Consider the following 25,734-nt stretch of genomic DNA (forward strand, 5'->3'; position numbering starts at 1 on the left):
CGCTATCGCGCGACGGCGCGCAGGTCGGCGGCGTTCTTGTTCGGCTTGTACGGCGCGGCGGCGACGGTGGCCCGGATGCGTTTCTCGGGATCGCCGGGGTTGCCCCAGACCACGGTGACGTCGGTGCCCAGGCCGGCGTGCGCGACGTCGATCGGGCACAGCGAGAGCATCTGCCGGAACCAGTACGAGTAGCCGCGCGAGGTGCTGACCCCGACGAGCTTCCCGTCGGCCTCCACGCGGTCGGCCCACATGAAGCCCTTCTGATCCCGTGGCATGTCCATGAAGGTGTGGTTTCGCTCGCCTGGCCGCAGCAGCGAGGCGTACACGTCGGTGACGTCGTCGGCGTTCCACACCAGGGTGCGCAGGACCCGGGACGGGTCGGCCTTCTCGGCCAGCAGGGCTTCGGCGCCGAGGAAGCCGGAACCGAGGACGACCTTCGACCACCCCAGCTCGACCGGGCTGCGGTAGTACTCGCTGATCTCCTTGCCCGGGTAGCTGCCGGCGATGTAGGCCGGCTTGGCGTTCGGCGGCATGCTGCTCAGGAAGAAGTCCAGGTACTCGGCCGTGTCCGGCTCGAAGATCGCGGGGATGTAGTCCGTCGCGATCGTGGGGTAGCTGGCCTGGAGGTGGTTGATGAGCGAGATGCGGCCACCCATGCGCCGGATGCCGAACTCCTGCCCGGCCTCGAACACCGCGTCGTAGATCTTCTGCCTGATCTCCGCCGGCCCCTGCAACTCGAACCCGACCTCCCCGGACATGCCCTGACGCAGGGCGTGTACCTGGTGGCCGGCGATCGTGATCGGCGCGACCCACATGTACTTGGTGTCGAGGTACCCCTCGGAGGGGTCGAGCTTCTGCAGCACCTTGATCGCGTTCGGGCCGGAGACCTGGAGGATGAACCAGTCGTCCTGCTCGACGCTGACCAGCAGCCCGGCGCGCTCGGCCTGGAACCTCATCCAGAACCCGCCGCGGCCGTGCAGCATGAACTCCTCGTCGCCGAAGCGCGTGAGGATGCCTTCGTGGATGACCTTGCCGTCGGCGTTGGTGTGGATGACGTGTTTGGACTGGCCGATCGCGAAGCGCGAGTAGTCGTTGACCGAAAAGCGGGAGAACAACTCCAGCACGTCCGGGCCACGGAACCAGTGCTGCCACAGGAAGGACCAGTCGCCGATCGAACAGGTCTCCTGCCACGACAGGTTCTCGTCGAGGAACGTCGTGTACTCCTGCTGGCCGAACCTGCTCCAGGCGTAGACCTCCGGAGGCGTCCGCATCTCGTCGACGGAGAACTTCATCGCTGTCTCCTCTCAGTGCCCGCAGGCGTGGCCCTCGCCGCCGCCCGCGCTCGGGCGTGGTTTCCCGTGCTCGGCGCCGACCATGCGCATGAACATCGGGTGCTGCGTCCGGCAGATCTGGAGTTCGGCTTTCGTCCACGCGGTCGGGTCCGCGGCGTACTCCTCGTAGCTGCCCTCGCAGTTCAGCCCGGGAACCGCCGGGATCCAGGCCTCGTCGAGCCAGTAGTCGGCGTCCTCGCCGCTGATCTCCTGTGCGATCGCGCGGACACCGGGGTCGTCCAGAGCCTTGAGCCTGCCCTGGTCGATGAGCACGATTTCCTCGCCCTCGCGGGTCCGCACGGTGACCGTGGGGAAGTTCAGATGGGTGTGCCAGTGACCGACCGGGTAACCCAGATTCGCGGCCTCGACCTCGCGTGCCGACGTGACGACGGTGCCGTAGCCGAGGTGGATGATGCCGCTGCGCGTGCGCTCGATGATGCCGCACACCCAGCCCGAGAGGTAGCCGTCGCGCGGGCGGTGAACCTTCGGGTTGGTGCCGATCGAGACTTCGAACAGCCAGAGCAGGCCCGGGCCGGGGAAGCCGGGGTACTGGATGTCCTTGGTGCGCTCTTCCAGCTCACGCAGCTTGTCGCCGAACTTCCCGCCGCCCTCGATCGCGGTGATCCGGCCGTCAACCACGGTCATCCGCAGGTGCGGGTACGGTCCGATGTGGTTCATCGTGCCGGCGATGACCCCGTTGATGCCGTCGACACCCGGTTGCGGGGACATCCACAATGGACGAGCCGTGATGTGGCCCGGCATGTACCCGGCGATCAGATCCGGGCTTTGCGGCCACCAGTCAAGCGCCGTGTCCATGTTCCAGGTCGACCGGTCCGGCGAGAAGTAGTGGTCCGGGAGCTGGTAGGTGAGGTCGGTGCCTTCGGGATCCGTGACGCGGACCGAGACACCGCGCTTGATCGTCTTGTCGGTCCACTCGTCGACGGCGGCGATGATCTCGCCGGGAACGAGGTTGCCCGGGTTGGCGACGAGTTCGCGGGAGACGAACGGCATCCGCGCGATCTTCATGTTCGCCTCGCCGAGCACGGGTCCGCCGAATCCCCACAGGACCTTGTCGTAGGTGGCGTTGCGGTCCATTTCCGCCCACCGCTCCATGTCGGCGGTCACCTCGGCGGTCAGGTTCAGCATGATGTCGATTTCGTCATGGCCGTCGAGATCGGGTCGCGGCCCGCGGTCCAGCGTCTCGATCTCGTAGTCGCAGCCGTACTCCTCGAGCACCTGCGCGCAGGCCTCGACGACGAGCGGATCGTGCCAGTTGTCCGTCCGCAGCAGGATTTTCTCGCCCTTCCGCAGGTCCCAGGTGGCGTGGAGCGCACCGGCGTGGTACGGCCGGTCCGCCACCGACCGGAGGTAGGGCAGCAGGTCGTCCACCGAATTGATCTGGACGTACTCCGGGCACCTCGGGCGCCGGGAAACTGGGAGTTCGGACATCGTGTGCTCTCTCCTCGTCGTCGAGAAACGCCCCGCGTTCGGGTCGTCCTCGGCGAGGGTATCCACGGGGCGAGGACCTGTCGTGGTACTTGAGTTCCACCCCGGCCGCCCCGCGGTGTGCTCGTGCCGGGACATTGGTTTCTTGCCCGGATCGATCGCGCGCCGGGAACATGTGGCTCTCATCGTGAAGGAATCGAGGATCCCGAGATGACCGAAACGGACTCCAGGGTGGAGATGATCTCTCCGCTGATGCACCCGGCCTTCGGGCCGCGAATCCCCACCAAGGAGCTCTACGAGCTCCCGCCGGACTGGTTCCACGTCGGGAGCGGTCCGGTGTACGGACGGGTGGACGTCGACCCCGACGACAACAACCTGCTGAACAAGGGCGACGGTCCGCCCCTGGGGGTGCGGATCAAGCTGCACGGCAGGGTGATCGACAGCGACGGCGAGCCAGTGCCCGGCACGCTCATCGAGATCTGGCAGGCCAACGCGGGTGGTCTGTACCTCGACGAGTACTGCGACCGGCCCTGGCTGCCCACCGATCCCAACTTCTTCGGCACCGGGCGGACGCTGACCGACGAGAACGGCGACTACGTCTTCCACACGATCAAGCCGTCCGGTTACGCCGGGCCGGCGGGGAGCGGCATGTGGCGGGCACCGCACGTGCACTTCTCGTTCTTCGGGCCGAACCTGTCGAACCGTCTCATCACCGCCTGCTACTTCGAGAACGACCCGCTCAACGAGACGGACTTCGTCTACGCGCAGCAGAAGTACGAGCACGACCGGGACAAGATGATCGCCCGCGTGGAGGACGTCGGCCTCGACGGCACCTACCTGCAGCTCGTGTACCGCTGGGACGTCGTGCTGCGCGGCCCCGGCGCGACGCCGATGGATGTGGAGTGATTATGAGCCAGGACACCGACCCGACCACGGACCCCCGGTACCGGGTGCTCACCCCGTCGCAGGGGCCCGGACCGTACGCCAGCATGACCCTGATGTACGACGGCGCGGAGAACGGCGTGGCCCCGGGCACGCCGGGAGCCGTCCGGGTCACCGGCCGGGTCGTCGACGGAGCGGAACGGCCGATCACCGCGCCCGACGTGCTGATCGAGGTGCTGCAGGGGGATCAGTTCGTCCGGACGCTGACCGATGACGCCGGCGAGTTCGCGTTCACGGTGCGCAAGCCCGAACCGACCCGCTTGGCGGACGGCCGGCTCCAGGCGCCGTTCTTCCACGTGATCCTGCACGTCTTTCCGCTGCCCGAGCTGCACCGCACCCGCCTCTACTTCGCGGACGAGACCGAGGCCAACAGTGCCGACCCGCTGCTGTCCTACCTCGACGACGAGGACGGCCGGACCCTCCTGGCGGCCCCCGACGACGGGGGTTACCGCTGGGAGATCCGGCTTTCCGGCGAGCGGCAGACCGCCTTCCTCGTCTCGCTGGGTGAGCCGTCGTTGCTCGATGGCGGCGAGACACCGTCCCGTCCCTTCCGGGAGCAGTTGAGCGTCTGATTCGCAACAGGGAACCGACGACAGAGGAACGACTCGACGATGGCACGAACCTGTCCCAACGGACACGACACGATCCGGAACGTGATCATCCCGCTCGGCGAAGGCCGGTTCCGGTGCCCGACGTGCGGGTGGTCCGACGCGCAGGTGGATCGCGCACCCGCTTCGGACGAGCAGGCACCCGCGCCGCGGTCGCCGGACGACCGATGACGGACACCGGCGTTTCTGACGGAAGGGAAGTCCCGCGGGGCGCGAGACAGCCACCGGTGCGTTCCGCGCTCGTGGTCGGGTGCGGCCTGGCCGCCGCTGCCGGGCTGAGCCGGCTCGGGGTGCGCACCGACGCCGTCGACCTCAGAGCGGGGGTGGAGGGCGCCGGGATCGGCCTGCAGAACCAGGCGATCGACGCGCTCGCAGCGCTCGGTGCTCGGGACGGCGTGATCGACGCGGGCGCCAGCTACCGGAGGCCGCCGCTGCGCCAGTTCGACTCCGCGGGGAACGTCGTGGCCGCGCCGGGCGTGCCCGGACCGCCGGGCGGCAAGCCCGCCTACCTCATCGTCCACCGCCGACACCTGGCCACCGTGCTGCGGACCACGGCGGAGACGGCCGGCGCGACTCCGTGTCGGAGTCACCGTGAAAGCCCTCGTCCAGCATCCGGGCGACTCCGTGTCGGAGTCACCGTGAAAGCCCTCGTCCAGCATCCGGACCGGGTCGACATCGTCTTCGACGGCGGAATCCGGCCGGCGTCGAGACCGGACGTACGTCAGCGTGCAGCAGGCCGATGACAAGCTCCTCGGTGAGGCGGCTACTGCGCGGAAAGCTCGGCCAGTTCACCGCGCCCTTCCTCGGGAAGATCCGCGACCGGTTGACCGGCGACGAGTTCGTGCTGGCACGACGCTACGAGTGGCTCCTCGTCGACGGACCCGTGGCACCGGGGCCGCGTCGTGTTGATCTGCGACGCCGCGCACGCCGCCACGGCACACCTCGCCGCCTGGCGGTGTGATGGCGATCGAGGACGCGGTCGCCCTCGTGGAGGAGATCGGCCTCGGCGGCGTCCGGCTGTCCGAGATGCAGAAGAACGGTGCGGGGAACTGAGCGCCGTCCGGTGGCCCGCGTTGCAGTCCTCGCCCGGCCGTACTGAGCCGGGCGCACCCGATCCCGGCAAGTCCCGGGACCCGAAGACCGCAAGGAGACGGATAGCGATGACCTTGGACATCGACGGCACTGTCTATGAGTTGTACACCGGCACGATCACCGCCCGCCTGGACGCCGCTGCCGCGAGATGGGGCGACCGGACCGGCTGGGTCTTCGCCGACCGCGAGGTGACCTTCGCCGAAGCGAAGGAGTACGCGGACAAGGTGGCCGCCGGGCTCCTCGATCTCGGGGTCCGGCGCGGGGACAAGGTGGCCCTGTGGACGCCGAACCTGTTCGAGTGGTGGGCCACCGCGCTGGGGGCGATGCGGATCGGGGCCCTGGTCGTCCCCATGAACACGCGATTCAAGGAGTTCGAGGCCGCGCACGTGCTGGGGCACAGCGACGCGTCGGTGCTGATCTACCAGCCCGGCTTCCTGGACATCGACTTCGACGGGCTCCTCCAGCAGGTCGCCCCGGGCATCGAGATCGCCGACGGTGGGCACGTCTCGAGCGAGGTGCTCCCGCGGCTGCGCCGTGTCATCACGATCGGCGAGAGCCGGCACCCGACGCTTGACTGGGCGGCCCTGCTCGACGCGCCGGCCGTGGATGTCGAGGCCCTCGAGCAGCAGCTGGACCCGTCGGACCCCGTCTACATCCAGTTCACCTCGGGCACGACCTCGGCGCCGAAAGGCGCGCTGCTGACGCACGTGCACGTGGCGAACTTCGCCGTCGAGCTGTACCTCCGGCTCGGTGTCCGGCCGGGGGAGGCGATCTTCAACACGCAGCCCTTCTACCACTCCGGAGGGGCTGCGACCCTGCCCGTGCCGCTCGCCATCGGCTGCAACCTGGTCGTGCCGCACTACTACACCCCGGAGAGCACGATGCGGGCGATCGAGAAGCACCGGTGCGTCACCCGCGGCGGGATCCTCACCATGTTCGTGATGGAGATGGAGCACCCGGACTTCCACAAGTACGACCGCTCTTCGCTGCGCTGCGCCTGGACCGGCGGAGCACCGGACCTCATGGACCGGGTCCGCGAGGTGTTCGGGATCGAACTCATCCAGCTCTACGGCGCCACCGAGGGCAACGGCTGTCTCGGCGACCTGGACATGCCCTGGGAGATCCGCCGGCTCCCGTGCGCGGGCAGGCCGATGACGGGTGCCGAAGTGAAGATCGTGCACCCCGAGACCCACGAGGAGCTGCCGGTGGGGGAGATCGGTGATGTCTGGATGCGTGGCCCGATGACGATGCTCGGGTACTACAAGGACCCGGAGCGCACCGCCGAGGCGATGGTCGACGGCTGGGTCCGGGTCGGTGACCTCGGGAGCTTCGACGAGAACGGCTACTTCACGTTCGCGGGACGGCTGAAGGACATGATCCGCGTCGGCGGCGAGAACACCTCGGCCGAGGAGGTCGAGCTCGTGGTCATGCAGCACCCCGCCGTCCAGCAGGCCCAGGTCATCGGCGTGCCCGATCGCAGGCTGGGCGAGGTTCCACTCGCCTTCGTCGAGCTGCGCCCGGGTGCCGAGGCGAGCGCGGAGGACATCATCGCGCACTGCAAGGCGCGGGCCGCGAACTTCCGCGTGCCGCGTCACGTGCGGTTCGTGACCGAGTGGCCCTACACCGGCAGCGGCAAGCTGGCCAAGGGTGAGCTGCGGGAGAGCGTCGCCGAAGAGTTCGGGCTGCTCGGTGCGGTGAGCTGATGGGGCCGCGTGTGGCGAGGAGGGGTGTTCGATGAGGAATGCGCGGGGGAGCAGGCGATGAGCGGGTTCCGGGACAAGCTGGCGATCGTCGGGGTGGGCATCTCGCCCACCACCCGCACCGGCGGTGGCGGTCTCAGCGCCCACATGATGGAGGCCCAGGCTCTCAAACTCGCGATCGAAGACGCGGGACTCGAGCCGGCGGACATCCACGGTTCGATCTACGCGGGTGCCCAGCAGGGAGCCGACTCGGGAGCGCGGATGGCCGGCCTCGCTCCGCACTTCTGGTTGCCGTTCGGGCGTATGGCCAACGCCCACAACAGCCTGCTGTACGCGGCGGGTGCGATCGACTCGGGCAACTGCGACTACGTCTCGGTCTCACTGGGAATCTCATGGCTGACCGATGCGCAGAACACGGCCAGGGCAGCGGCGGAGGGCCGGACGTTCGTGGTCGACAAGAAGTTCTCCATCGCGCGGGACGGCGGTGGTGTGGTGCAGCAGGGCTGGACCGCCACCCCGGGCGCCGCGGCGGTCCACGCCTTCTACGCATCGCGGCACATGCACGAGTTCGGCACCACGGAGGAGCAGTTCGGTGCGGTGGCCATCGCCCACCGGAAGTGGGCGAACCTCAACCCGGAGGCGCGCTTCCACGACCGCGAGCTGACGATGGAGGACTACCTCGCCTCACGATGGGTCGTGCACCCGTACCGTCTTTACGACAACTGTGTCGTGTCGGATGTGGCCTGTGCCTTCATCGTCACCTCGGCCGAGCGAGCCAAGGACCTGCGTCAGAAGCCGGTATTCGTCAAGGGCGTGGGCCTGGGCGACGGCGGCCGCGAGGCGTGGTGGGACAAAACCAACTTCTCCCGCACCGACGCCGCGTTCGCGCGGGACAAGGCGTTCGCCACCGCCGGGATCGGGATCGACGACATCGACCTCGCCGAGATCTACGACTGCTTCACCGGCGACGTCATCATGACCGTCGAGGACTACGGGTTCTGTGAGAAGGGCGAGGGCGGCCCGTTCATGGAGTCCGGAGCTACCGCGCCGGGCGGGTCGATCCCGATGAACACCCACGGCGGCCTGCTGTCCGCCTTCCACTGTGGAGACATGGGGAACATGATCGAGGCGGTCCGGCAACTGCGCGGGAACTGCGGTGAGCGGCAGGTGCCGGGCGCCGAGATCGCCCTGGTCGACGGGCACGGCGCGGAGCTCGTCCTGCCTTACATGTGCCCGATCACCGGGTGCACGATCCTGGGCAACGAGGAGGGCTGAGATGGGAGACGGGCTGAGCGTGCAGGCCGAGTACGGGCTGGGCGACTGGATCCACGAGCCCCTCGAGGACCTCGATCCCGACCAGATCGTGTTCTGGGACGGCCTCAAGGACCATGTTTTCAAGCTCTGCCGGTGCACCGCGTGCGGCACCTGGTACTGGCCGCTCACGCTCTGCCGCAACCACGGCGGCGTTCCCGAGCCCGGCCAGATGGAGTGGGCGCCGAGCAGCGGCCGGGGGACGATCTTCGCGCGGGTGATCGTCCACCAGGTCACGGATCCGCAGTTCGCGGGCGAGGTGCCCTACGGTCTCATCGTCGTCGAGCTCGAAGAGGGGCCGCTCTTCGTCTGCCGGATGATCACCAAGGGTGACCCTTACGACGCGCGGATCGGCGACGAGGTCGAGGTCGTGTACTGCGATTCGGACCAGGCGGGCCACACCCTGCCGCTGTTCGCCCCGGTTCGAGAGTGGAACTAGGGAACCGCCCGTGGACCGGCAGGACACCGTCACGAACACGACCGCCTTCCCGTCACCCGGGGAGTTGCGAATGCACCACGTCGGCATCGTCGTCGACGACCTCGACGAGGCCATCGCCTTCGTCGGCGGCGTGCTCGGGCTGACCGTCGGCGATGTCGTGGACCTGGCCCCGCGACGGGCCGCGGGGCCACCGTTGGAGCGGTGCAGATCGAGCTGATCGAATACGCGAACCCCGTCCGGCCGGAGTCGCGGCTGGGCGGTGAGCGGGCACGGATCGAGCACGTCGCTTTCGACGTCGAGGACGCCCAGCGCGCCCACGCGGCGCTCACGGCCAGGGGCGCCGAAGCGGACGGTGGGCTCCGCGTGCGGGCGGACTGCACGACGTTCTTCACCACCCCGGCACGTGCGATGGAGTGATCTACTTGGAGACGTTGTCCTCGTCGCCCCGGGCGATCCGGTGCAGCCGGCGGAGGTCGTGCAGCACCAGGGCGCTGCCCCGCCTGCTGACCAGCCCGTCCGTCCGGAGGTCCTTCAGCAGGCGGGTCACAACCTCACGCACCGTACCCGTGGCGTTGGCCAGGTCCTGCACCGTCGCGTGCACCATGACGGCGCCGTTCTCCCGGAGCGCGAGGTCCAGTAGGTGGCGGGCCACCCGCCGGCGCAACGGCGAAAGCACGTTTTCGGCCAGCAGGGACACGCTCGACACGTGTGCCACCAGCAGCCCGTCGATCACCGCGCGGGAGACGGTCGGATCCGTGCGCAGCAAGACGGCCAGCTCGTCACGGTTCAGCATGAGCAAATGCGAGTCGACAACCGCCTGACCTCCCGCCGAGAGTCCTGCTCCGCTGCTCGATGGCCGGAGGTCCGGAACGCCGAACGCGTCGCCCTCGGCCGCGTACTGGAGCGTGACCTGGCGTACCCCGGAGCCCGCGTAGACCCGGAACAAGCCATCGATCACCAGGCCGGCCTGACTCGACCGGGGTGTGACCGGCAGGTGCCGGCCCGCCGCCAGGTGGACCTCCTCGGCCGAGGCCAGCAGACGTTGACGGGCGTTGTCCGACAGACAGCGGTAGTGGCTCCTCGACCAGGCGGTCGCGATCGCGCACGAAAACTCCGTCGCTATGGCCATTGACATCCGGCGCCCCCTCGACGTTGAGGTCGCGTACCCGCGGGCCGGACTGGCTCCGGTCCCCGGGCGACACGAATGATGGGACCTGTGTTCAAGTGACAGTAATCCGTGCGGCGGCGCTGACAAAGCGTCCGACCGCCGCTCCTCGCTCCGTCGCATCGCCGACCGGACCTACGTCATTCGACTCGGCCCAGTCAGCGCGCCTGGCACAAATGTTCCTGGGGGCTCGGCGAAGCGAGCTGTACCGTGGGCGAACCTGATACAGCGTCGCGAGAGGGCGTCCGAGGGCACGCAGTCCTCGCCTCTCGCCCGCCTACGTGCGAGCACACCGCCCCGGGTGGGCGGGTGGAAGTCAAAGGTGCGCCCATGGGATCCATCAGCGTCGACATCCCCACCGCCCGCGGCGATGTCGTCTCCTCCGACCGGCTGGGGCCGACGCTCATGCACGAGCACGTGTTCCTCTGCGACCACGAGGTGAACATCAGCTGGCCCGACACCTTCGGCAACGTCGACCACCACGTGGCGAACGCGGTGGAGCAGTTGAACGCCCTTGCCGCCGCCGGGATCCGCACGATCACCGACGTGACGGCCATCGGGCACGGGCGGGACGTCGCTCGCGTGGCCCGCGTCGCCCGGGAAACCGAGGTGAACATCCTCGTGGCGACCGGCATCTACGTGCTCGCCGAGTTGCCTTCCTACTTCCGCCTGTTCGGGCCGGGATCGTTCATCGAAGCCCCGGAGACCATGACCGACTACTTCGTCAGGGACATCGAGGAGGGCATCGGCGAGACTGGGGTGCGCGCGTCGATCCTCAAGGTGGCGACCGGCCACGCGGGACTGACCAACGACGTGCTCCGTTGCCTGCGCTCGGTCGCCGCCGCTCACCGGCGCACCGGAGTGCCGATCACCACGCACACGAGCGTCAAGCAGAACGGCCGTGATCAGCAGCGGATCTTCGAGGAGGAGGGGGTCGACCTCAGCCGGGTCGTGATCGGGCACGTCGACAGCACAGCCGACGGCGATCTCGGTTACGTCGAGGAACTGCTGGACAAGGGTTCCTTCGTCGGCTTCGACTCGTTCGCGCTGCCGCTCGCCGACCTGGACACCAAAGTGGAGCTGATGGCGAAGCTGATCGCGCGTGGCCACGGGAATCGCATCGTCGTGTCCCACGATCACGCCTGTTTCGTCGACTTCATGCCCAAGGAGTATCAGGGCGACTTCTACCGCAAGACGTATTTCACCGACGTGGTCGAGCCCCGGCTCCTGGCGGCCGGGGTGTCCGAGGCCCAGGTCCGCGCCCTCACGGTGGACAATCCCCGCGCGGTGTTCGAGACGACGGCGCGCGGAGCGTACTGAGGAAGCCGTGGAACCCGCCCGGATCGACGCCGGTCGGGTTCCACCTTCGCTGTTCTGGTCACGGAAGACGCGGTGCGCCACGCCCGGGGTGGCGGGGGATCAGAGGTCGAGGACGATGCGCTCGCCGCGAGCCCGCGACACGCAAATCATCATCGTGTCGTGGGCCGCCTGCTCCTCTTCGGTGAGGATCGAGTCCTTGTGGTCGACCTCGCCATCGAGCACGGCTGTCTCGCAGGTCCCGCAAACGCCCTCGCCGCACGACGACAGCAACCGCAGGCCCGCGGCTCGCAGCGCGTCGAGGACGGAGGTGCCCGCCGGTACGGTGACCGTGACCCCCGATGCCCGGCACTCGACGTCGAACGAGCCGTCCTGCCCAGGCACGGCGCCGGCCGCCGTGAACCGTTCGACGTGCAGGGCCCGGCCGTCCTGCTGGGCGCACCGGGCCTCGACCGCTTCGATCAGGCCGGCCGGACCGCAGCAGTACACCGGGGTGTCCGCCGTCGACGCGGGCAGCGCGGATTCCAGGTCCATCAGCCCGACCTCGTCCTGCGGCCACAGGGTGACCCGGTCACCGTGGTCCGCCAGGGAGCCCAGGAACGCCATGGTGGAGCGGGAGCGGCCGCCGTAGTGCAGGTGCCAGTCGGCGCCGGCCGCCTGCGCGGCGGCGATCATCGGCAGGATCGGGGTGATCCCGATCCCGCCCGCCAGGAAGACGTAACGGGGCAAGGGCAGCAGCGGAAAGTGGTTGCGCGGCCCGCGTACCCGGACGCGCTCGCCCTCGCGCAGGTGGTCGTGGATCCACGACGACCCCCCGCGGCCCGCGGGCTCGCGCAGCACGGCGATCCGCCATTCGTCCGAGTTCCCGGGCGAACCGCACAGCGAGTATTGACGCACCCTGTCGCCGGGGAGGATAAGGTCGACGTGAGCGCCGGGCGTCCACGGATCGAGCGGCGCGGAATCGCCGGGGCGCAGGCGCAATTCCACCACACCCGCGCTGACCGGCCTGCGCGCGGCCACGATGAGGGTGCGGGTCCTGTCGGTCATGCTGGCTGAACCGCCTTCCAGCGCTGCGATGGTCATGGCGACTCCTTTCGGGCGTCAGCCGGTGAAGGTGTCGCCGCCACCGATGTACAGGACCTGCCCGGTGTAGAAACCCGCACCGGGGCTGCACGCGTACGCGACGCCCTCGGCGATGTCCTCGGGCAGGCCAGGGCGGGGCACGCACTGCAGGCTCGTCAGCGGGGCCATCGCTTCTTCGACGGTCTGCCCCGCCGGAATGATGTTCTTGATCTGGGGGGTGGCGATCGGTCCCGGCATGATCGTGTTGACCGTGATGCCGTCGGGCCCGCCTTCGCGAGCCAGGAAGCGGGTTAGCCCGACGACACCCGCCTTCGCCGAGATGTACGCGGCGGAGGAGAACATGCCGGTCTTGACTACGCCCGACGACGCGTTCCCGATGCGCCCGTAGCCGTTCCGGCGCATCCGGGGAAGCACGTCGTGGCAGGTCACGAAGACCGCGTCGAGGTTCACGGCGGTGATCGACCGCCAGGACTCGAGTGTCATGTCCGCGAACGGGACGGACGGGAAGATGCCGGCCATGTTGACCAGCACCTCGATGCTGCCGTGGTCGGATTCGAACGCGTCGAAAACGGCGGACACCTGCGCCGGGTCGGTGACGTCGGCGGGACAGGCGCGCACGTCCAGCCCCTTGTCGCTGAGGCGGCGGGCGGCATCACCGGCGGCCTCGGCGTTGATGTCGACGATCCCGACCGAGGCGCCCTCTTCGGCGAGCCTCGTCGCGCAGGCGAACCCTATGCCGTTGGCTCCACCGGTGACGAGCGCGTGCTGACCCTCGAAACGTCGCATGGAACAACCCTTTGTCCGAAGTGGATGCCTGCCTGATCCCGTGCTGACTATGGCATCCCACGCCGGTACGAGGCTCGGGACAATTGTTCCTTGGTGATCCGGCTCGGGTGTCCCGATGGTGGGGACGGCCGCCGCGGGCGGTCCCACTACGTGCCTTGGCGCACGCCTCGGAAGGAGCACGAACCGTGACCTCGACACCCCCTTCACTGACGCAGCCGGAGGTCGAGAGTTTCAACATCCTCTCACCCGGCTACCTCGCGGACCCCCTCGCCTACCTCGGGGCGGTGCGGGAGCGCGCCCCGATCGTCCATCTGCCCGAGCTGGGAGTCTGGGTTCCGACGCGCTATCGCGACATCGACCGGATCCTGCACGACCACGAGACCTTCTCGTCCGCGGTGCTGCAGATCCCCCCGCTCACCCCTGCCCTGAGGGAGCTCGTGCCCACTGAGGACGAGGAGATCGTCCGGACGCTGTTCGCGAACCAGCTGGTCTTCACCGACCCGCCGGCGCACGACGTTCAGCGCCGGTCGGCGCAGCGCACCTTCACCAAGCGCCAGGTCGACCGGACGACGGGGCGGATCGAGGAGATCTGCGACGAGCTGATCGACTCCTTCGCGGGGCTCGGCGAGGCCGACCTGATGGACCGGTTCGCCCGGCGGTTCTCGTTGCGCGTCGTCGGCACGATGATCGGTCTGGACGTCGATGACCTGGAGCGGTTCCACGGAATGGTCACCGACTTCTCGATGCTCCTCGGCCCGTCGTCGGCGGACGCGGGTTTCCTCGGTTTCACCGACGAGCAGGTGGCGGCGCGGTTCGCCGGGGTCGTGGAGGGTTACCGGTACTTCGCCGGCCTGGTCGAGGAGCGGCGGGCGGAGCCGCGCCAAGATCTCGTGACCGCCATGCTCACGCTCGCCGATGACGAGGGCAGGCCGGTGATGACCACTGAGGAGATCCTCGCGCACCTGGTCGGGATCGTCGCGGCCGGCACGGACACGACGTCGAACCTGGTCTGTTCGCTGGTCCTGCGGCTGACCCGGGAGCCAGCCGTGCGCGACGCCGCGATCGCGGACCCGGGCCTGTGGCCCGCCGTGGTCGAGGAGGGCCTGCGCCGCGAGAGCCCGGGCGACAAGGCCGTCCGGGTGGTCACGCGGGACACCGAGCTGGCCGGGCGGACACTGCGCGCCGGCGACAAGATCATGGTGCTCTTCGCGGCCGCCAACGGCGACCCCGACCGGTTCGCCGATCCGCTGGCCTTCGACATCGAACGGCCGGGCATTTCCGGCAGCAGGCATTTCGGCACTGGACGGCACTTCTGCCTCGGCGCGCCGCTCGTCCGCCCGGAAGCCCGGATCGCGATGGAAAAGCTGTACTCGCGGCTGCCTGGCCTCGAGGCGCGGCTGGACGTGGCCCCGGACTTCGCCCCCACCCTCATGCGGCTGCGGAACACCCTTCCCGTCCGCTGGACGGTGCGTGGGTGACCCGTGATCATCGGTGCCGCGTGACTGGCCCTGCCCGGCACGTAGTGCGGTAGGTGAAATCACGCCTGGTCTGCCCGTCCGGTTCGTGGCACGGTGCTGAAGTCGCTGTCGCCTGTCGAGGAGTGTCATGCATTCAGGACAGCAGTCGCCGGACGTGGCGGATGACCGTTACGAGATCCTTGTGGTCCGCCACGGCGAGCTAAACACCCGGCGCAGCCACGTGTTCCTCAACTATGAGGACTACGGCGAACCGGACGGGCCGTTCACGCTCGGGTACTACTTCTGGGTTGTCCGCAACCAGTCCCGGACGGTGGTGTTCGACACCGGGTTCTCCCGCGAAGCGGCCATCCGCCGGGGCCGGACCGTCCTGCTGGAACCGCCGGAGGCGCTGCGGCAACTGGGTGTGGAGCCGGCCGCCGACGTGACGGTGGTGCTGTCCCACGGGCACTACGACCACGCCGGGAACCTGGACTACTTCGAGAACGCGCCGGTGTTGATGGCGCGGGCGGAGTTCGAGTTCTGGCGCGGGCCGGGCGCTCGCCACCACCACTTCGCCTCCTTGGCGGAGCCCGCCGAACTCGGGCACCTCGATGTGCTCGAGAAGTCGGGGCGGCTGCGGCTCACCGACGGCGAGGTGGTGGTGGCGCCGGGCATCACGCTCGCTGAGCTGCCCGGGCACACGCCGGGACAGGTGGTGCTCTTGGTCGACACTCCCGCGGGGCGGGTTCTGCTGGCCTCGGATGCCGTGCACTTCGACGAGGAGCTCGACCGGGACATGCCCTTCCGGCACATGTGCGACCTCGTGGACGCCTACGGCAGCCTGGACCGTCTGCGCGACCTGCGTGACTCGGGAGAGGTGTGCGCGGTGATCGCCGGGCACGAGACGAGAGTGATGGAGCGGTACCCACCGCTCCCCGGCACCCTCGGCGAGCACGTCGTGGTCATCGGGGCCGGGGAGTGAGCGGGGGGTCAGGCCGGCGGCTCCCCGCGAAGGGCCCGCTCCAGGAGCGCACGGACCCCGTACTCGGTCACGGGCACCGGATTCGCGTAGGGGGCGGCGAGGACGTGCCGCACGACGATGTCGACATCGGATGCCGTCATACCGAGTTGGCTCAACGCGGTGGGCGCACCGGTGCTGTACGCCAGCGCGGACATGGTTGCTGCTGGAGCCCGCCCGCCAGGAAGAGCGGTCCGCAGGATCCGGACGGCGTCCGGGATGGCTGCGGCGTTGTAGGCCAGGGCGTGCGGCAGCACGACTGTGTGCGTCTCCGCGTGGGGGAGTCCGAGCGTCCCGCCCAGGACGTGACACAGCTTGTGGTGCAAGCCCATCGTCGTGCTGTCCAGACACACTCCGGCCAGCCACGCGCCGCGTAGGGCGGTGTCCGCACCGGAACCGGTGGACAGCCCGGGCAGGGCTTCGGCGATCAGCCGCACTGCTTCGGCGGCGAGGAGATCGGTGACCGGGGTGCGGTCCGGCGCGTAGAGGGCTTCGACGGCGTGCGCGACGGCGTTGAACGCGCTCGGCACTGCCAGCTTCGGTGGCAGGGTGGCGACCAGGTCCGGATCGTAGACCACCGACCGGGGCGCGACGACCGGGTCGCGGCCCGTCCGTTTGACGCCGTTCTCGGTGATTCCCCAGACGCGGGTCATTTCGGAGCCGGCGTAGGTGGTCGGCACAGCGAGCACGGGCACGTGGGTCTGGAGGGCGAGCGCCTTCGCCAGGCCGATGGCCGACCCGCCGCCCACGGCGACAGCGGCGTCGGCCCCCGCGGCCCTCGCCTGTTCCCGGACTGACTCGGCGTCGGCCCTCGGCACGTGCATCGGCGGGTCGGTGATGGTGGCGACGACCCGGTTACCGAGCAGCGAGCGGGCGCGATCGTGGTAGCGGCTGCTGGTGATGAGCACGACCCGGTGCGCGCCGGTCCGGTCAGCCTCCTCGGCGAGGCGCTCGATCGCGCCGCTGCCGAAGACTACGCGCGCCGCGCGTTGCTGGTGGACGAAGGCGGTCATCCCGCCGCCCGCAGCCGGAGTTCCACGTGGGCGTGGTGGAAGGGCACCGGGAGCCCATGGGCCGCGGCGAGTTCTTCGTCGTCGGTGAGCGGGAAGTCGATCACCAGGCTGTCCTTGACCCCGAACACCGCGTCCGACTCCAGGTAGGGGGAACCCGCCACGAAGACGTGGGTGGTCAGTGGCGCGTGGCCCTCGGCGCCGGCGATGAAGTGGATGTGCGCGGGCCGGTACGGGTGGCGGCCCGTGGCGGCCAGCAGAGCACCGACCGGCCCGTCGTGGGGGATCGGGTAGGGCGCGGGCAGGATCGTGCGAAAGGCGAACCGGCCGTGCTGGTCACAGGTGAACAGGCCGCGCAGGTTGCGCTCCGGCACCTCACCGGGAACCTGGACGTCGTAGAAGCCCTTCTCGTCGGCCTGCCAGACGTCGACGAGCGCGCCCCCGAGTGTCGCGCCGTCGGCGGACAGGACCTGCCCCGTCACCAGCGTCGGTTCGCCACCGGGAGCCAGCGAGATCGTGTCGCCGAGCTGCCGAGGCGGTGAATCGACCATGTGGAACGGGCCGAGCACGGTGGATTCGGTCGCCCCGGCCGGGGCCCGGTTGGCGATCGAGTCCACCAGCATCGACAGGCCGAGCACGTCGGAGAGCAGGATGAACTCCTGCCGGACCTCGTCGCACTTCTGCCCGGTGCGGGTGAGGAACTCGATGCCGGCGTCCAGCTCGGCCAGGGTCAGTTCGACCTCCTTGGCGAAGGCGTGCAGGTGCCGGACCAAGGCGGTCACGATCTGCCGCAGGCGTGGGTCGGGGGTGCCGGCGAAGGCGGCCTCGACCACCTCCGCGGACCGTGCTTCGGAGAACAGTTCGGTCTTGTTCGCTGTCATGGGAGTAGTCCTGCCTGGATGCGGGCCGCCCGCAGGGTGTTGGCGAGCAGCATGGCGATGGTCATCGGGCCGACGCCGCCCGGAACCGGGGTGATCCGGCCGGCGACCCCGGCCACCCGGTCGTAGTCGACGTCGCCGCGCAGCCCGTGCTCGGTGCGGTGGATCCCGACGTCCACCACGGTGGCTCCGGGACGGACCGCGTCCGGGCCGATCAGGCCCGGGACCCCGGCGGCGACCACGAGGACCTCGGCTCGCCGGCAGACCTGGTCCAGGTCCCTGGTGCGGGAATGGCAGAGGGTCACGGTCGCGTCCTGCTCGGTCAGCAGCTGCACCATCGGCCTACCCACGAGGACGGACCGCCCGACCACGGTCACCTCGGTGCCCGCGAGGGCTACCTGGTGGTCCTGGAGGAGCCGGATCACCCCGGCCGGGGTGCAGGGCCGCAGGCCCGGTCGTCCCTGGGCCAGGGCGCCGGCGCTCGCCGGGGTGAGGCCGTCGACGTCCTTCGCGGCCGGGATGCGCGCGAGCAGCGCCTCGGCGTCGAGGTGCGCGGGGACGGGAAGCTGGAGCAGGATCCCCGACACGTCGGGATTCGCGGCCAGTTCGTCGAGGACGGCCGCCACCTCGTCCTGGCCGATGTCGCCGGGCAGGTGGCGGTGCAGGTCGCGCATGCCGGCCGCGCTGCAGGCGCGCCGCTTGTTCCGGACGTAGACCTCCGAGGCCGGGTCGTCGCCGATGAGCACCGTGGCCAGCCCCGGCGCGGGATGTCCGTCTTGTGTCATGGTCGCCACCGCTGTGGCGACCTCGGAGCGCACCCGCCGGGCGGACACCGTGCCGTCCATGATCCGTGCCGTCTGTGCCGTCATCGCTGGTCGTCACCTGCCAGTGCGGTGTCCAGCCAGCCGGTCACGACATCGAGGACCTCGCGGTTGTTCAGCTCCACCATCATGCCGTGACCGTTGCCGTGGACGCCGTGCTCGGCGAGCCGCAGGTGCTGCGCGGCGACCCCGGCCCCGTTAAGGTGCTCCGCAACCGGTCGGCACGCCGCGGCCAGCGGCGACGCGTCGGCCTCGACGACCGCGACCGGCAAGTTCGCGAGCCGCGGCAGCGCCCTCGGGCGCCGCGGGTCGAGGTCGCCGGCCGACGTGGCAGGGGGATCGTAGGTGAGTGGTGCGGCCGTCAAGCCCCAGTCCAGCGAGAGCCCGGCTTCGGGGATGCGGACGAACGGCGGTCCCACGGGTTCGATCGCGACGATGGCTTTCACCAGGTCGGGCCGGGCATCGGCGGCGAGCCACCCGGCCGGCGCGCCCGCGGAGTGCGTGATCAGCACGGCCGGCCCGGTCTGGGCCAGCAACTCGGCGAGCCGGGCGCCTTCGAGCGCCTGCGCCGCGGCCAGGTCACGCGGCAGCCCGGTGAAACCGGCGGCCAGCTGCGCCACCGCGGGATCCCCGGCACCCCCAGGGCCGGGCCACTGCGTGTGGACCTCGTCGGTTCCCGGAGCGAAGATCGCCGCGGCACCTTCGAGCGGCGGCACGGGAGCCGTCGCCGCGTCGGGACGGGGTGACCGCCCGTGTCCCGGGCGGTCGACCACGAACACGGTCCAGCGGTCCTGCACCAGATAGCCGGCCCAGCCGGGGCGGCCGTCCGGTGTCGCGAGCCAGTCGGTGCCCTGGCCCCCGCCGCCGTGCACCAGCACGACCGGGACCGGCCGGGCGTTGACCGGTGATTCCCACTCGACATACATCGGCGAGTCCAGCCGGGAACCGTCGGGACCGGCGACGCGGTCGCCGGTGACCCAGAAGAACCCGCGCCGCGAGGTGACCGGCGCCTGCGTGAACGTCCAGGGCGCGTGCATCGCGCTCTCGCCGGTCCTGGTCATGGTGTCACCGGGACGAGCTGGGGCGTGCGGAGCCGCGCGAGCGCCAGCTGCGACTCGCGGCGTTTGGCGGCGTCCGCGGCCACCGCGCGGAGGCCGGCCAGGTCGCTCTCCAGCCGGTCCGGGTCGGTCGAGTGGTAGACCAGGCGCTTGAGCTCGGAAGCCTGCGGCGAGGCGATCTCGAGGAACGCTCGGCGTCGGTCGTCGCTGTACCGGTCGAGCACCGGCTCGGGCGCCTCGCCCCGGATCACCGCCGCCAGCGCGGGGTAGAGCACGTCGGCATCGAGCAGGCCGCTGGTCAGGCCGAGCCCGCCGGTGGGGTTCGTCGCGTGCGCGGCGTCTCCGGCGAGCAGGACGCGGCCGGCCCGGAACGTCTCGGCGGCACGCTGGTGCATGCGGTACGGCGAGTGGTGCACCAGTTCGTACTCCTGGGAACCGGGCAGGGTTTTCGCGAAGTAGGCCGGCATGCGGTCCAGTACGGACTCGACCGGCAGGTCCAGGTCCTCGGCGTAGGTGACGCGCCAGAGCCCGGTGTCGTCGATCTTCGCCACGACGGCGCCGAGCGCCGGGTCGATGACGAGGTTGGTCAGCGCGTAACCGTAGGCCTCGAAGTCGTAGCGGACGTTGGTGGCGACGAAGCGTTCCGGCCAGGTCGTGCCCGCGTAGCCGAGCCCGAGCGCCTGGCGGATCGCACTGCTCGCGCCGTCGGCTCCGACCACCCAGCGCGAGCGGTACTCGTGTGGCCCGTCCGGGCCCTCCGCGGTGAGCCGCACCTCGTCGTCGTCCTGGGTGAGGCCGGTGACCCGGGTGTTCCAGTGCACCGAGGCGCCGGGCCGCGCCAGCAGGTGTTCGAGGACGATGGCGCCGAACCGGTCCTGACCGAGCTCGATCACGTAGGGCCGGGGCGTGAGGTCCTCGAGCACGTCGAAGCTCAGCGTGATCTGTTCGCCGGTCCGCAGCACCCGCAGTGTCATCCCCGTGGTGCTGCGCAGTCCGGCGTTGTCGACGTCGGACATGATCCCGAGCCGGTCGAGGAGGTCGAAGACGAACCACAGGTAGCTGATCGCCCTCGGCGAGTCGTTCAGCGCGGGTTCGGCCTCCACCACGGTCACGTCCAGCCCGGCCTGGCTCAGCCCCAGAGCGGTCAGCAGTCCCACCGGCCCGGCGCCGACGACGATCACGTCGGCGGGTTCCTTCGTCACGTTCGTTGCCCTTCTAGAAGACGATGGTTTCGTTGCCGTGCCGCACCACGCGGTCTTCGCAGTGCCACCGCACCGCGCGTGACAGGACGGCCCGTTCGACATCGGCGCCGAGCCGGACCAAGTCGTCGACGCTGTGCCCGTGGTGCACGCGCACCACGTCCTGCTCGATGATGGGGCCCTCGTCGAGGTCCTCGGTCACGTAGTGCGCGGTCGCGCCGACCAGCTTCACGCCCCGTTCCCGCGCTCGCTTGTACGGCGCCGCGCCGATGAACGCAGGCAGGAACGAGTGGTGGATGTTGATCAGCGGGCAGCCCACCTCGGCGAGGAAGTGCGGCGTGATGATCTGCATGTAGCGGGCCAGTACCACGAGATCGACGTTGCCGCGCAACAGTTCGAGCTGGCGCTGTTCGGCCTCGGCCCGGCTGTCGCGGGTGGCGGGGATGTGGATGAACGGCACGCCGAAGGACCGCACGTCGTCGGCGAGGTCCGGGTGGTTGGCGATCACCATGACCACGGACATGTCCAGCTCACCGCGCCGGTTGCGCCACAGCAGGTCCAGCAGGCAATGGTCGGTTTTGGAGGCCATGATCGCCACCCGCTTGGGTTTGGCCGCCTCGGTGAGCCGGAACTCGATGTCGAACTCGCCGGCGACGGTTCGCGCGAACTCGCGTTCCACCGCTTCCCGTTCGGCCGCGAGCCCCGGCAGGTGGAAGATGGTCCGCTGCATGAACGTGCCGTTCTCCGGCGCCGTCGTGTGCTGGTCGAGCGAGATGATGTTCGCGCCCGCCCTGGTGAGGAACGTGCTGACCGCCGACACCAGCCCGGGACGGTCCGGGCAGTGCAGCAGCAGGCGGCCGAGGTCCTGGTCGCGGACACCGGCGGGTAGCCGCCGCGGAGCGGTGGCGGCGGCCGGGGTGGTGTCCCGGGTGGCTGCGGGAGCCGGCATCGTGGTACTCCTTCGCTGGGCTGTCACTGCTCGGAATCCCGGTCCCGACCGGGCCGCAGAGTAGCCGGCCAGATGCCCGATTTGCCGGGAGCGAGGATGCCGCGGGGGTCGAGTGCGTCCTTGAGTTTCTCGGCGAACCGCAGCTGGGCGTGGTCGCCGAAGCCGAACTGGTCGGCGACCAGGTCCATGTGGGCGAGATTGGTGCGGTACGGGGCGTAGCCGGTCTTCGCCAGCTCGTGGACCAGTTCGCTGTAGTTCGCGTAGACCGCCTCGGTCTCCTGCTCGTCACGCGGGTCGAAGAACGTGGTGCTGATGTGCAGGGCGCTGCGCGGGGTGAGGAAGATTCCGTTGACGTAGGCGCGTCCTTGGCGGGCGTAGATCGACCGCACCAGCTGCTCGGTGCGGACGACGGCGTCGCCGGTGGCTGGGCCGACCGGCGAGAAGTCCAGGTGGCCGGTGTCCGCGCCGTACGGCAGCATCTGCGGGTCCAGCAGGTCCATGTCGGGGATTCCGCGCTGGACCCGCTCGTCGTGGTTGGCCGGGCCGGTCAGGTCGGTGCCGCTGAAGACCCGCTTCGCGAGTTCGACCCCGGGGAGCCGGCCGAGCGTCGCCTCGATCGTGCGGTACTGGGCGTCCACGACCGGTTGGCGCCCGTAGAGAGCGAACCGCACGACCCAGCCGTCGCCGTCCGGGTTCAGGTGACCGACACCGTTCTCGTCGACCTCGTAGCCGCGCGTGAACATCGGGTGGTTCTCGATGGTGCGGTCGAGCAGCAGCCCGCGCAGGCCGTCGACCACCGCGCCCAGCGCCTCGTAGCCGTGGAACCGCGCCCAGCCGGCCAGATAGGTCTCGGGACGGCGCATCAACCACCAGCCCGTGCTGGTCACGATCCCGAGGTTCGACTGCTGGAACAGCCCGGCGACCGACGGGCCGTAGCTGTGCGGGTAGGTGTGCCGGGCCGGGTTGCCGTCCATCGCGCCCATCCCGGTGCGGAGCAGCGAACCGTCCGGGAGTACGACCTCGAGGCCGCAGATGTTGCGCGCGTGGTCGCCGTAGGGCGTGTAGCCGATCCCGTACTCCAGGGAATTGCCGATCACGCTGCCCCAGCCGAGATCCGGAATCGAGGCCCACAGTTCGCCGCCCTCGCGTTCGAGCGCCTCGTGCAGGTCGAACCAGCGCACCCCCGGCTCGACGACGGCGTAGGCCAGATCGGTGTCGATCTCGAGAATCCGGTTCATCTTCCGCAGGTTCACCAGAACCGACCCGCGCAGCCGCGGTGCGGGGCCGCCGTAGGTGTTGTTGCGTCCCTGGCTGAAGGTCCACAGCGGAACGCCGTACTCCCCGGCGATGCGCGTGATGGCCTGGACCTGCTCGGTGGTGGTGGGCAGCACCATCGCCGAGGCGTCGAACTCGTCCGACTCCCGGTAGGCGTAGGGATCGCGGAACTCGAGCAGGTCCTCCCGCGCGGTGACGACCGACTCGGCGCCGAGTTCGGCGGTGAGCTTCTCGATCGCCTTGTCCACGGCGACCGGACTGATCCCATCAGGAACGACGCTGGTCATCTGGGGCTTCCTTCGTTGGTGGGTCCTTGATCCGATGATCTGGTCCGTCACGGGGAGGGCCAAGCGCGGAACTACGTGTTCGGCTACGTGACCGGCCGCGTACCGCCACGGGCCCCGCTGCGTCCGTCGGACCCTCCCATGTGGACTTCGCTTTCGCTCACCGCTGGCGACCGTTGTCGACAGCGCCGGGCACGCCACCTAGGCTGCGGGTGTGACAAGGGTGCGAAGGGGCAACCTGCCGGTAGAGGTGACCAGCTTCGTAGGGCGCCGCGCGGAGGCCGCGCAGCTGAGGCGTGCGCTGGAAAGTCACCGCGCGGTGACGCTGACCGGAACGGGCGGGGTCGGCAAGACCAGGCTCGCGCTCCGGGTCGCGGCCGAAACGCGCCGAGCCTTCGACGACGGGGTGTGGTTCGTCGAGCTGGACGACGTTTCCGACGGTGCTCTGCTGGCGTCGACGGTTCTGGGCGGGCTGGGCCTGCGTGACGACGGCGGTCGCACGGCGCAGGCGCAGCTGCTCGATCACTTCCGCGGCTCACGTGCCCTGCTCCTGCTCGACGGATGCGACCGGGTGGTGGACGCGTGCGCAGGGCTGGTGGCGACTCTGCTGCAGGCCGCTCCGGACCTGCGCGTGCTCGGCACCAGCCGTCGTCCACTGCACATCGCCGGCGAAGCAGTGCTGCCCGTCGGTCCGCTTCCGGTGCCCGCCGAGTCCGACTCGACCGCGTCGGCGCTCGCGCGGTGCGACGCCGTCGCGCTCTTCGCGGACCGGGTGGCGGCGATCCGGCCCGGCTTCGCGCTGACCGACGCCAACGCACCGGCCGTGGCCCGTATCTGCAGGCAGCTGGACGGCCTGCCGATGGCGATCGAATTCGCGGCCGACCGGCTGGACGTCCTGGCCCTGGACCACCTCGCCGAGCGGCTCGACGACGCGTACCGGCTGCTGGTCACGGGCAAACGCACCGCCCCGGAACGGCAGCGCACGCTGCGCGCGCTGGTCGAGTCGAGCTACACCCTGTGCACCGCGGACGAGCAGGTGCTGTGGAGCAGGCTCGCGGCGTTCACCGGGCGCTTCGAGCTCGACGCGATCGAGGAGGTCTGTGTCGGCGGTGCGATCACCGAGGAGTCCGTGCTGGGCCTGGTCACCGGACTGGTCGACAAGTCGGTGCTCAACCGGGACGAGCACCGGTCCGGATCCTGGTACCGGCTGCCCCGGCTGCTGCGTGAGTACGCCCGCGGCGAGCTCCTCGCGGAGCCGGACTGGACCGAGCTGCGCGAGCGGCACGCGCACTGGTGCCTGCGGCTCGCCGAGCGCTCGGCCGACGGCCTGCTCAGTCCGAAGGCCGACTACTGGGTGGGGCGCGTCCGCGGCAACCACGCCAACATCCGCGCCGCGCTGGAGTTCTGCCTCGAGGACGCCTCGCGTCAGACCTGTGCGCTGCGCCTGGCTTCGGCCCTGTGGCACTACTGGATCATGGCGGGCCGGGTGGAGGAGGGCCGCGCCTGGCTGGAACGTGCGCTCCGGACGGGCGGCCACGAAACCGTGGAGCGGGCGATGGCGCTCGCCGCGGCGGCGTACCTGGCGGTCATCGACGGCGATGACCGGGCCGGCGCGTTGCTCGAGGAGGGGCTGGCTATCGAGCGGCGGCTCGCCGACCCGGCGCTCAGCGGCAACCTGTACTTCGTGGCCGGCTTGGCCGAGGTGCAGCGCGACGATCTCGCCGCCGCCCGCGCTCACCTCGAGGACGCCCTGGCGCAGTGGCGCCGGACCGACGACGTGATGGGCGTGTCACGGACACTGGCGCTGCTCGCTCTGGTGTGCGTGCTCGGCGAGGACACCGCGAAAGCCGTCGCCTACGCCGAGGAGTTCGTGCGGGACGCGGACGGCCCCGGGGACAACTGGGGACTGGCCTACATCCACGGGATCTTCGCCCTCGCCGCGCTCGGCGACGGCGACCTCGCGCGGGCGCTCGACGAGCAGCGCCGGGCAGCCGCGCTCGCCCAGCGTTACGAGGACGAGTTCGGCATGGTGTGGTGTGTGCAGAGCGGTGCGCTCATCCTGGCCGCCGCAGGCAGGCCCGAGGAGGCCGCCCAGCTGCTCGGCACAGCGGAGGACCACCGCGGCTTCACCGTCGTGCCCATGAGTGAGCTGCGCCGGGCGTGTGCGAAAGCCGTGCGTTCCGAGATCGGCGACCGCCGGTTCGCCGAACTGGAACGGCAGGGCCGGGGGATGACCCTCGCGCAGGCGGTGAACCTCGTCCTGGACCGTCCCGCCCAGGAGACTGGCGACCGGGAAACCCCCGACGACACCGGCCTGTCCAAACGCGAGTGGGAGGTAGCCGCGCTGATCGCCGAGGGGCGCAGCAACAAGGAGATAGCCGCGGCGCTGGTCATCTCCACGCGCACCGCCGAGGGGCACGTCCGCGGCATCCTCGCCAAGCTGGGACTGGTGTCCCGCGCGCAGGTCGCGGCCTGGATGACGGAGCGGCGCGCCCTCGCCCGCCCGGACTCGCGCTGACCCCGCCCACGACCACGTAGCCGAACACGTAGTTCCGCGCTGGGAAC

The 25,734-nt window shown here is 70.0% G+C and carries 24 protein-coding genes; 12 read left to right on the plus strand and 12 right to left on the minus strand.

Annotated features, from left to right (window positions below; all coding sequences use genetic code 11):
• Nucleotides 1–2: 2 nt before the first annotated feature.
• Both IE290_RS04085 and IE290_RS04090 read right to left on the minus strand, forming a co-directional pair.
• Nucleotides 3–1,292 carry a hypothetical protein gene (locus tag IE290_RS04085; protein ID WP_229874138.1) on the minus strand — a complete coding sequence of 430 codons (1,290 nt, stop codon included), beginning with the start codon at nucleotides 1,290–1,292 and terminating at the stop codon, nucleotides 3–5.
• 12 nt (nucleotides 1,293–1,304) lie between these two features.
• A complete protein-coding gene (locus tag IE290_RS04090) occupies nucleotides 1,305–2,780 on the minus strand; it encodes a M29 family metallopeptidase (RefSeq protein ID WP_191243126.1) in 1,476 nt (491 codons plus the stop codon).
• 207 nt (nucleotides 2,781–2,987) lie between these two features.
• On the opposite strand from IE290_RS04090, the gene IE290_RS04095 reads away from it, so the two are divergent.
• The 8 genes from IE290_RS04095 (at nucleotide 2,988) to IE290_RS04130 (ending at nucleotide 9,286) form a co-directional block, all read left to right on the plus strand.
• The gene (locus tag IE290_RS04095; protein WP_191243127.1) at nucleotides 2,988–3,683 is read left to right on the plus strand and encodes a dioxygenase family protein; all 696 of its coding nucleotides are present in this window, start codon (nucleotides 2,988–2,990) and stop codon (nucleotides 3,681–3,683) included.
• 2 nt (nucleotides 3,684–3,685) lie between these two features.
• Nucleotides 3,686–4,291 (plus strand): peptidase associated/transthyretin-like domain-containing protein, encoded by a 606-nt coding sequence (locus IE290_RS04100; RefSeq protein ID WP_191243128.1) that lies wholly within the window; start codon nucleotides 3,686–3,688, stop codon nucleotides 4,289–4,291.
• A gap of 203 nt (nucleotides 4,292–4,494) precedes the next feature.
• Complete coding sequence (locus IE290_RS04105) at nucleotides 4,495–5,070, plus strand: FAD-dependent oxidoreductase (protein ID WP_191243129.1); 576 nt, start codon at nucleotides 4,495–4,497, stop codon at nucleotides 5,068–5,070.
• A gap of 417 nt (nucleotides 5,071–5,487) precedes the next feature.
• Entirely contained in the window at nucleotides 5,488–7,122 is a 1,635-nt protein-coding gene (locus IE290_RS04110; RefSeq protein WP_191243130.1) for an AMP-binding protein, read from the plus strand.
• A 24-nt stretch (nucleotides 7,123–7,146) separates the two neighbouring features.
• A complete protein-coding gene (locus IE290_RS04115) occupies nucleotides 7,147–8,394 on the plus strand; it encodes a thiolase C-terminal domain-containing protein (protein WP_191243131.1) in 1,248 nt (415 codons plus the stop codon).
• A gap of 1 nt (nucleotide 8,395) precedes the next feature.
• On the plus strand, nucleotides 8,396–8,869 hold the full coding sequence (locus IE290_RS04120) for a Zn-ribbon domain-containing OB-fold protein (RefSeq protein WP_191243132.1): 474 nt from the start codon (nucleotides 8,396–8,398) through the stop codon (nucleotides 8,867–8,869).
• A 10-nt stretch (nucleotides 8,870–8,879) separates the two neighbouring features.
• Nucleotides 8,880–9,086, plus strand: a complete 207-nt coding sequence (locus tag IE290_RS04125) for a VOC family protein (RefSeq protein ID WP_191243133.1) — start codon at nucleotides 8,880–8,882, stop codon at nucleotides 9,084–9,086.
• Nucleotides 9,071–9,286 (plus strand): VOC family protein, encoded by a 216-nt coding sequence (locus tag IE290_RS04130; RefSeq protein ID WP_191243134.1) that lies wholly within the window; start codon nucleotides 9,071–9,073, stop codon nucleotides 9,284–9,286. The genes IE290_RS04125 and IE290_RS04130 overlap by 16 nt, the downstream gene beginning before the upstream one ends.
• A gap of 1 nt (nucleotide 9,287) precedes the next feature.
• On the opposite strand, the gene IE290_RS04135 is transcribed toward IE290_RS04130, so the two are convergent.
• The gene (locus IE290_RS04135) at nucleotides 9,288–10,004 is read right to left on the minus strand and encodes a Crp/Fnr family transcriptional regulator (RefSeq protein ID WP_191243135.1); all 717 of its coding nucleotides are present in this window, start codon (nucleotides 10,002–10,004) and stop codon (nucleotides 9,288–9,290) included.
• A 360-nt stretch (nucleotides 10,005–10,364) separates the two neighbouring features.
• Between IE290_RS04135 and IE290_RS04140 the strand changes: the two genes are divergently transcribed.
• Nucleotides 10,365–11,354: a phosphotriesterase family protein gene (locus IE290_RS04140; RefSeq protein WP_191243136.1), complete on the plus strand. Its 990-nt coding sequence runs from the start codon at nucleotides 10,365–10,367 to the stop codon at nucleotides 11,352–11,354.
• A gap of 99 nt (nucleotides 11,355–11,453) precedes the next feature.
• On the opposite strand, the gene IE290_RS04145 is transcribed toward IE290_RS04140, so the two are convergent.
• Entirely contained in the window at nucleotides 11,454–12,434 is a 981-nt protein-coding gene (locus IE290_RS04145) for a PDR/VanB family oxidoreductase (protein ID WP_229874141.1), read from the minus strand.
• A gap of 18 nt (nucleotides 12,435–12,452) precedes the next feature.
• Nucleotides 12,453–13,220, minus strand: coding sequence for an SDR family NAD(P)-dependent oxidoreductase (locus IE290_RS04150; RefSeq protein ID WP_191243137.1), 768 nt, complete (start codon nucleotides 13,218–13,220; stop codon nucleotides 12,453–12,455).
• Between the two features lie 185 nt (nucleotides 13,221–13,405).
• On the opposite strand from IE290_RS04150, the gene IE290_RS04155 reads away from it, so the two are divergent.
• Together IE290_RS04155 and IE290_RS04160 are read left to right on the plus strand one after the other, a co-directional pair.
• On the plus strand, nucleotides 13,406–14,698 hold the full coding sequence (locus IE290_RS04155) for a cytochrome P450 (RefSeq protein ID WP_191243138.1): 1,293 nt from the start codon (nucleotides 13,406–13,408) through the stop codon (nucleotides 14,696–14,698).
• Between the two features lie 127 nt (nucleotides 14,699–14,825).
• Entirely contained in the window at nucleotides 14,826–15,659 is an 834-nt protein-coding gene (locus tag IE290_RS04160) for an N-acyl homoserine lactonase family protein (protein WP_191243139.1), read from the plus strand.
• Between the two features lie 8 nt (nucleotides 15,660–15,667).
• Here the strand turns inward: IE290_RS04160 and IE290_RS04165 are convergent, their stop codons facing one another.
• The 7 genes from IE290_RS04165 to IE290_RS04195 are packed head-to-tail and all read right to left on the minus strand — an operon-like array spanning nucleotide 15,668 to nucleotide 23,172.
• Nucleotides 15,668–16,708 carry a maleylacetate reductase gene (locus IE290_RS04165; protein WP_191243140.1) on the minus strand — a complete coding sequence of 347 codons (1,041 nt, stop codon included), beginning with the start codon at nucleotides 16,706–16,708 and terminating at the stop codon, nucleotides 15,668–15,670.
• Complete coding sequence (locus IE290_RS04170) at nucleotides 16,705–17,586, minus strand: dioxygenase family protein (protein WP_191243141.1); 882 nt, start codon at nucleotides 17,584–17,586, stop codon at nucleotides 16,705–16,707. Before IE290_RS04170 ends, IE290_RS04165 begins: the two co-directional genes overlap by 4 nt.
• Nucleotides 17,583–18,452 (minus strand): bifunctional 5,10-methylenetetrahydrofolate dehydrogenase/5,10-methenyltetrahydrofolate cyclohydrolase, encoded by an 870-nt coding sequence (locus IE290_RS04175; RefSeq protein WP_191243142.1) that lies wholly within the window; start codon nucleotides 18,450–18,452, stop codon nucleotides 17,583–17,585. Before IE290_RS04175 ends, IE290_RS04170 begins: the two co-directional genes overlap by 4 nt.
• Entirely contained in the window at nucleotides 18,449–19,465 is a 1,017-nt protein-coding gene (locus IE290_RS04180) for an alpha/beta fold hydrolase (protein WP_229874143.1), read from the minus strand. Before IE290_RS04180 ends, IE290_RS04175 begins: the two co-directional genes overlap by 4 nt.
• Complete coding sequence (locus IE290_RS04185) at nucleotides 19,462–20,664, minus strand: FAD-dependent oxidoreductase (RefSeq protein WP_191243143.1); 1,203 nt, start codon at nucleotides 20,662–20,664, stop codon at nucleotides 19,462–19,464. The genes IE290_RS04180 and IE290_RS04185 overlap by 4 nt, the downstream gene beginning before the upstream one ends.
• 13 nt (nucleotides 20,665–20,677) lie before the next feature.
• The gene (gene purU / locus IE290_RS04190) at nucleotides 20,678–21,610 is read right to left on the minus strand and encodes a formyltetrahydrofolate deformylase (RefSeq protein ID WP_191243144.1); all 933 of its coding nucleotides are present in this window, start codon (nucleotides 21,608–21,610) and stop codon (nucleotides 20,678–20,680) included.
• Nucleotides 21,611–21,633: 23 nt separating this feature from the next.
• Complete coding sequence (locus IE290_RS04195; RefSeq protein WP_229874145.1) at nucleotides 21,634–23,172, minus strand: FAD-binding oxidoreductase; 1,539 nt, start codon at nucleotides 23,170–23,172, stop codon at nucleotides 21,634–21,636.
• A gap of 247 nt (nucleotides 23,173–23,419) precedes the next feature.
• Between IE290_RS04195 and IE290_RS38385 the strand changes: the two genes are divergently transcribed.
• Nucleotides 23,420–25,687 carry an ATP-binding protein gene (locus IE290_RS38385; protein ID WP_191243145.1) on the plus strand — a complete coding sequence of 756 codons (2,268 nt, stop codon included), beginning with the start codon at nucleotides 23,420–23,422 and terminating at the stop codon, nucleotides 25,685–25,687.
• The last annotated feature ends 47 nt before the right edge of the window (nucleotides 25,688–25,734 follow it).

Source organism: Amycolatopsis deserti, assembly GCF_014653945.1.
GTDB lineage: Bacteria > Actinomycetota > Actinomycetes > Mycobacteriales > Pseudonocardiaceae > Amycolatopsis_E > Amycolatopsis_E deserti.